This window comes from Oleiphilus sp. HI0086, from assembly GCF_001635225.1.
In genome coordinates, this window is sequence record NZ_LWFZ01000504.1 from 1 (window position 1) to 541 (window position 541).

General features: G+C 46.4%; 1 protein-coding gene. It reads left to right on the plus strand.

Translation table 11 applies throughout. The features are described 5' to 3' along the window. Positions 1 to 467: acetyl-CoA carboxylase carboxyltransferase subunit beta (locus A3756_RS06185; protein WP_304438869.1), on the plus strand; the 467-nt coding region annotated here is incomplete at its 5' end. Positions 468 to 541: the final 74 nt, after the last annotated feature.

Consider the following 541-nt stretch of genomic DNA (forward strand, 5'->3'; position numbering starts at 1 on the left):
GTGGTGCGCGGATGCAGGAGGCCTTGATCTCACTTATGCAAATGGCGAAAACAGCCGCTGCACTTGAGAAGTTAAAAGAGGCACGACTTCCCTATATTTCTGTACTAACAGACCCTGTATTTGGTGGAGTATCTGCTAGTCTGGCGATGTTGGGCGATTTGAATATCGCAGAACCAAATGCTTTGATAGGCTTCGCCGGACCACGTGTTATTGAGCAAACTGTGCGAGAGAAGCTACCAGAAGGTTTTCAACGGAGTGAGTTTTTGCTAGAGCATGGCGCAATCGATATGATACTAGAGCGCCATGAACTAAGGGATCGCTTGTCTTCGCTTATTTCAAAACTGACAGAGTTCAGAGTGGCGAAAGTAGCGCCGGACGAAGTTAAAGAGACTAAACCTGAAGAAAGTAGTGCTGATAGCGATGGTTCTGATTCCGAACCTGAGAGTGAAGAGCTTCAGTCTACCTAAGTCATGCCTAACGTGCTAAACACTCTCGATCAGTGGCTAAGCCACATATCACAATCTCACCCAAAAGAAATTGA